Genomic DNA, 4,978 nt, shown 5'->3' with positions numbered 1-4,978 from the left:
AGGCTTTGACTCAGTGCTGGCTTCAGTTGCGGCCGGTTGTGCATGGGGTCGGGGCTGTGCCTTTGCGGATTTGGGCGACTTGAATTTGGTGGGTTGTTTGGTTTTTTGGCCTTTCCTTGATTTCTTAGTGGTCTATTAGCGTTGCCCCTGTGCGGGGCAACCTTGGGGTAATCCCTCCCTCCCGCAAACCCTTGTCTGGTAAGGCTCATAGCGTTTTCATGATGACCGGAGAAAAATTCCCCTATTTGTTAGGGGAGCCGTAGGGGAATTCTTGCGGGAATTCGGGGCGGTCCCGCTGGACCCGTCGCGCTATCCACTAACGAGACCTGCCCGACGTGCGCGCTTCCGGCTCGCAACAGACCGGCGGGCATCTGCACCTACCCGCCGTTTCAAACGGTCGAGCGATATGCTCGCAAACACCGAATCGACCTTTGACTTACCTCAAACACCCGATGCGCCAAGGCTTACAAAATTGTTACTACCTGTAACCTTAAGTTTGTCTTAAGAAAAAATTGATTTGGATCAAACGTATGGATTATGTTGTCTGAAAGAAAGGTATGCCCGCTTACCTACTTTCGTTTTCCATACAACGGCCCGGCTGCCCGGGAGAGCACGATGTCGTACGGACTTGACATGACGGTGGTGCGTTACGAGACCGACCACCAGGGCAATCGCCTGAACGCGACCATCCCGTACGCCATGTTTCCGCGCTGACAGAATTCTGGATCGCGGCCCGGCGCGCGCAGACGGCAACCATCGAAGCGACCACGCGCCCCGGCATGTTCAGGGGCTCATTGCAGGGGGCACAGGCGGCGGCCGCCGAAGCGTCCAACGACAACCACGGCACTCTTCAGGAGGAACGCGCCACAGGCCGCATGGCGCCGGGTGACCGGCACGGCCGCCAGTGGGACCGGCTGCTTTCGTTGATGCCAGGTGAGGCGTCCGCCAGCCCCGGCTCGAGGCCGCCCGGGGACAATCCCGGTGTGCCGGTGATTCCGCAGGACGATGCGGCGCGCGCCGCGGACCGGACTGGCGAGTCTGCAACGCGCAAGGCGGAACGCGCGGGCAATCACCGCAGGACGACCCAGGTGATATTCGCCCGTGAATTTGTCATGGCACCACCGGACGAGGTCATGCGGCAGGTTCGCGAGGGTGTGTACTTCCTTCGCGCATGGCGTGACTACCGGCAGTTCTCGCAGGACGACGTCGCCGACCTGTTCGGCAAGACCCGGGATGCGGTCAACTGGCACGAACACGGTTATTCCCGCCCGTCACTCCAGACGCTGGCGCGCTTCGCAGAGATTTTCGATTGCCCGGTCGAGCAGCTAACGCCCCGGCCCGGCAGCAACATGCAACCCTGGTTGACTGTCATCTGCGCGCCCGACGTTCCCGGAAAGCTGGAGCCACGTTCACCGGACGACACCGATTACCCCGACGCGGTACTAGGCCATATGCTCTCGGGCAAATCGCCCCTGACAGCCTGGCGGCTTCATCGTGGCCTGAGCATCGCGCAACTCGCCGATGCCTATGGCACCAGTCCAGGCAATGTGAAGCACCTGGAGCAAAGCATTTTCCTTCGCCGCCGCACCATTGAAAGGCTGTGCCCGATTCTCAGGTGCAAGGCGGCGCAACTGCTCAGACCAGCGAGCCTGCCAGGCGAGCCGGCCGGCAAGCGTCACGCGATCCCTGGCACCACGCCCCCTGAATTTCGTTTCGCACAGGCCAGCACCTGATACCGGCGAACAGAGGATGAAAGCGGTGACGTTCCTGAGCCAGCTTCCGGCGTTGCTATAGTGCGGCTCTCTCACCGGAGGCACTGACGATGCTACAGACGGACCAGAACCCAGAGCCCGCGACGGAAGTCGCGACCAGGGAACGGGCGGAAAAAATCAGCATCAGCGTTCAGAGGACTCTGCTACGGCGCATCGACGCCCGCGCAAATCACCTCGGAATCAATCGCTCCCAGCTTTTCTCCATCGCCGCGTCCATGTTCGTTGATGGAGAGATGGGTGAGCCGCACCATTCAGACATTGAGGCGGCTTTACTTTCCCGCATTGATACGCATGCGGAAAATCTTGGCATAGGGAGGCGCGACCTTCTGGCCATGGCGGCGAACATGTTCATCGACGGGTTGTTAACGAGGCAAGACGATGACCGAGGAACTCGAACTGACTGACCTGCTTATCGACGCCCGACTTCTGGGCCGCCTCAGGCAGTTTGCCGCACAGCACGGCACCACTGTTGATGCGTTGTTAATCCAGAGCATTACCGTATTGCTTGACGCGCCAGAAGCGAATCTGGACGACTCTCCCCATGCCCGCAGGCGCGGACGCGCGAAGGAGTAACCATGAGCGATGACGTACGAAAGGATTGCGTGAATGTGGGCGTGATAACGGGCTCGCAACTGACTGGCCTTCTGAACGAAGCCCGGCGCTTTGGTGAGGCAGTCGGCATGGTCAGGGGTTACAGGGAAATTCTCGCGCATCTTCGCGCGGAGCTGGACGGCGCCGACACGGAACTCTTGCGGACCCCGGAAAGCCCGGTTGTCCTTGGAACCATCATTGCGCTGGGCAAGGTCGTCGTCCAACTTGAACCGGCGCATGAGCGCTATGTGGAGCAGATCGAGCGGGTTCTGGGCCAGCTTGCGGAAAGCTGCGCCTGCATTGGAATTGGCATCGGCCAGGACGACAACCCAGGGGTGGGCGGTGCTGACGCCTCAGCCGCCAGGCACTGAGCGGCAGCCGGCCATGCAGGGGGGAGCCATGATCGGTATAGCAGATTTGCGTCGCAGCCGTACGTCGGGTACGCGTTCCGGTGAACTGGTGGCGGGCTCGCTTGCCTGGCAGATCGAGCAGCTTGGGTCCGGTGAAGTCCTGTTCAAGCCCGGCCCGAATGAAACGGCGCGACGCACAGGTCTGCGCGCTATCGCCAAGGTAATAAAGCGCCACCCAGGACGTGAATACGACCTCGACCTGTGGCTCGCGCTCCATCATTCAGGCACGGGCGAAAGTGTCCGGCTGTACAGGATCAATCGCATCCGGTAACCGGAAACGTCCGATGCCTGAAATTCGCGCAATGCAGTCAAATAGGGATGCGCGCGCAGGTGGTCCCGCCAACCGTCCCCTCGGTTCGCCGCCTGTCGCGTCTCTCTACGGCCCGCCCGCACATGGGCGGGCCGCTTTTTTTCGGCGCTCTGGTTCCCACAGCCGCTGACATGTCGCCGCCCGCACAGCCCAGATTAACCTCAGGAGATCATCCGCACCTGGCAGTCCTTCGTTAATCACTGACGATTTTATGCGGCGTACCTATCAAAATATTCCCCCTTGACGAATTTTTACAGCAGTCCTACAGACGTGTGAATTCCACGCTTTGATAATAAAAAAGTCAATTTTGAGCGAGAAAAGGCATATGAAGTCATGCGGACGACAGTTGTGCCCGGCCACCGGAAGGAGGAGCCGTGTTTAGCCCGACCGAATGGAGCACGCTGAAAGTTTCCTGCGATGCCTTTCCGGTCGAGCGCGGCCGACAGGTGCTGTTTCCCGTGCGACTACGGGGCACGGAGGCACTAGGCAAGCTGTACAGGTACACGCTGGACATGGTCACAACCTACTCACCGGCTGTCTCTCAACTCGACTCCAGCGGTCGGGTCGTCTTGGAGAAACTGCTCGGCAAGAAGGTGACAATCTCGATTGAGTTCGACGGCAAGGGAAGATCGGTCATCGGGATCGCCAGCTATGGTGGTACTGCAAACGCCGGCGCTGGCGTCAGGAAGATTTCGGGATTCATCAGCAAGGCCGAGTTGACCGGCGCAGATGATCGCCACCTGTACTACCGCCTTGTCGTGCGTCCCGCATTGTGGCTGACCACAAAGAGTTCGCGCAGCCGCATATTCCAGAATAAAAGCGTGCTGGATATCACCAGCGACGTGCTGCGCGATTATCCGGTCGCGTATGAAATGAAGGTGTCCGCGTTCAAGCTGGAAGACGGCTACCCTACGCGCGACTTCGTACGTCAGATGTGGGAGTCCGACTTTGATTTCCTCACCCGCTTATGGCGGGAATGGGGACTGTATTACTTTGAGGATGACGAACGGCTCGTATTGTGTGACGCGCCTCAGTTCCATCAGCCTCACGGGAACGCCTACGACTCGATACGCTATCACGCGCCTGGTGGTGGGCGCATAGACGAGGAATATATCTCCAGCCTGAAACCGGCGCGTCGCGTTACGACGTCGAAGGTGAGCATGGTTGATTACGACTACACCCGTGGACCACAAGCTCTGGCTGAGGACCACTACGTCTACGAAGATCGCGATGGGTACGACGACCGGCATCCGGCGGAAGAACGCCACTGGGGCGACTACTCGCAGCCACTTGCCGGTTCAATGGGCCTCTCGGGCCAGCCTAACCGTTATCTTGAGGAAGCCAGCTATCTCGCAGGCGTGCGCGCCTATGCGTTCTACTCACGCAGCGCGCGCCTCAGAGGCCGGGGCAACCTGCTCGGCCTGAAAACGGGCAGGACATTTTCCCTCTCGGACCACCCCGAGCCGACCTTGAACGCCGAGTATCTGATCGTGTCCACGACGATTGATATTCACAACGCGAGCGGAGCGACGAGGTCCGCCGGAGCGCCGGACGAACACCAGTTCCAGTGTGTGACCAACTTCGAGCTGCAACCGCGTCACCGGTACTTCAGGAACAGGCCGAAGACGAAGCCGCATTGTTACCCCGAGACGGCGGTGGTGGTCGGACCCAAAGACCAGACCACCTGGGTCGATGCGTACGGCCGGGTAAAGATCAGCTATCTGTGGGACATAGACCGGCCAAAGGACGCGAACGCAAGCTGCTGGATACGCGTGTCGTCGTCATGGCAGGGTCAGTCGTTCGGCTCGATCTTCGTCCCCCGTATCGGCGATGAAGTGACGATCAACTATCACGAAGGCGACCCGGACAAGCCCTATATCGCGGGCCGCATGGTC

General features: G+C 59.9%; 6 protein-coding genes. All 6 read left to right on the top strand.

Annotated features, from left to right (window positions below; all coding sequences use genetic code 11):
* Positions 1–779 precede the first annotated feature (779 nt).
* A complete protein-coding gene (locus P0D70_RS36145; RefSeq protein WP_408188043.1) occupies positions 780–1,733 on the top strand; it encodes a helix-turn-helix domain-containing protein in 954 nt (317 codons plus the stop codon).
* Positions 1,734–1,822: 89 nt separating this feature from the next.
* Entirely contained in the window at positions 1,823–2,176 is a 354-nt protein-coding gene (locus P0D70_RS36140; RefSeq protein WP_408188042.1) for a type II toxin-antitoxin system HicB family antitoxin, read from the top strand.
* The gene (locus P0D70_RS36135; RefSeq protein ID WP_408188041.1) at positions 2,151–2,345 is read left to right on the top strand and encodes a hypothetical protein; all 195 of its coding nucleotides are present in this window, start codon (positions 2,151–2,153) and stop codon (positions 2,343–2,345) included. Before P0D70_RS36140 ends, P0D70_RS36135 begins: the two co-directional genes overlap by 26 nt.
* Positions 2,346–2,347: 2 nt before the next feature.
* The gene (locus P0D70_RS36130; protein WP_408188040.1) at positions 2,348–2,734 is read left to right on the top strand and encodes a hypothetical protein; all 387 of its coding nucleotides are present in this window, start codon (positions 2,348–2,350) and stop codon (positions 2,732–2,734) included.
* Positions 2,735–2,762: 28 nt separating this feature from the next.
* Positions 2,763–3,044 carry a hypothetical protein gene (locus P0D70_RS36125; RefSeq protein WP_408188039.1) on the top strand — a complete coding sequence of 94 codons (282 nt, stop codon included), beginning with the start codon at positions 2,763–2,765 and terminating at the stop codon, positions 3,042–3,044.
* Positions 3,045–3,457: 413 nt separating this feature from the next.
* On the top strand, positions 3,458–4,978 hold a 1,521-nt coding region (locus P0D70_RS36120; protein WP_408188038.1), incomplete at its 3' end, for a type VI secretion system Vgr family protein.

It is taken from the genome of Paraburkholderia sp. RL17-381-BIF-C, from assembly GCF_046026435.1.
GTDB lineage: Bacteria > Pseudomonadota > Gammaproteobacteria > Burkholderiales > Burkholderiaceae > Paraburkholderia.
The sequence above is the reverse complement of the archived record's forward strand: the minus strand, read 5'-3'. Positions and strand labels throughout refer to the sequence as shown.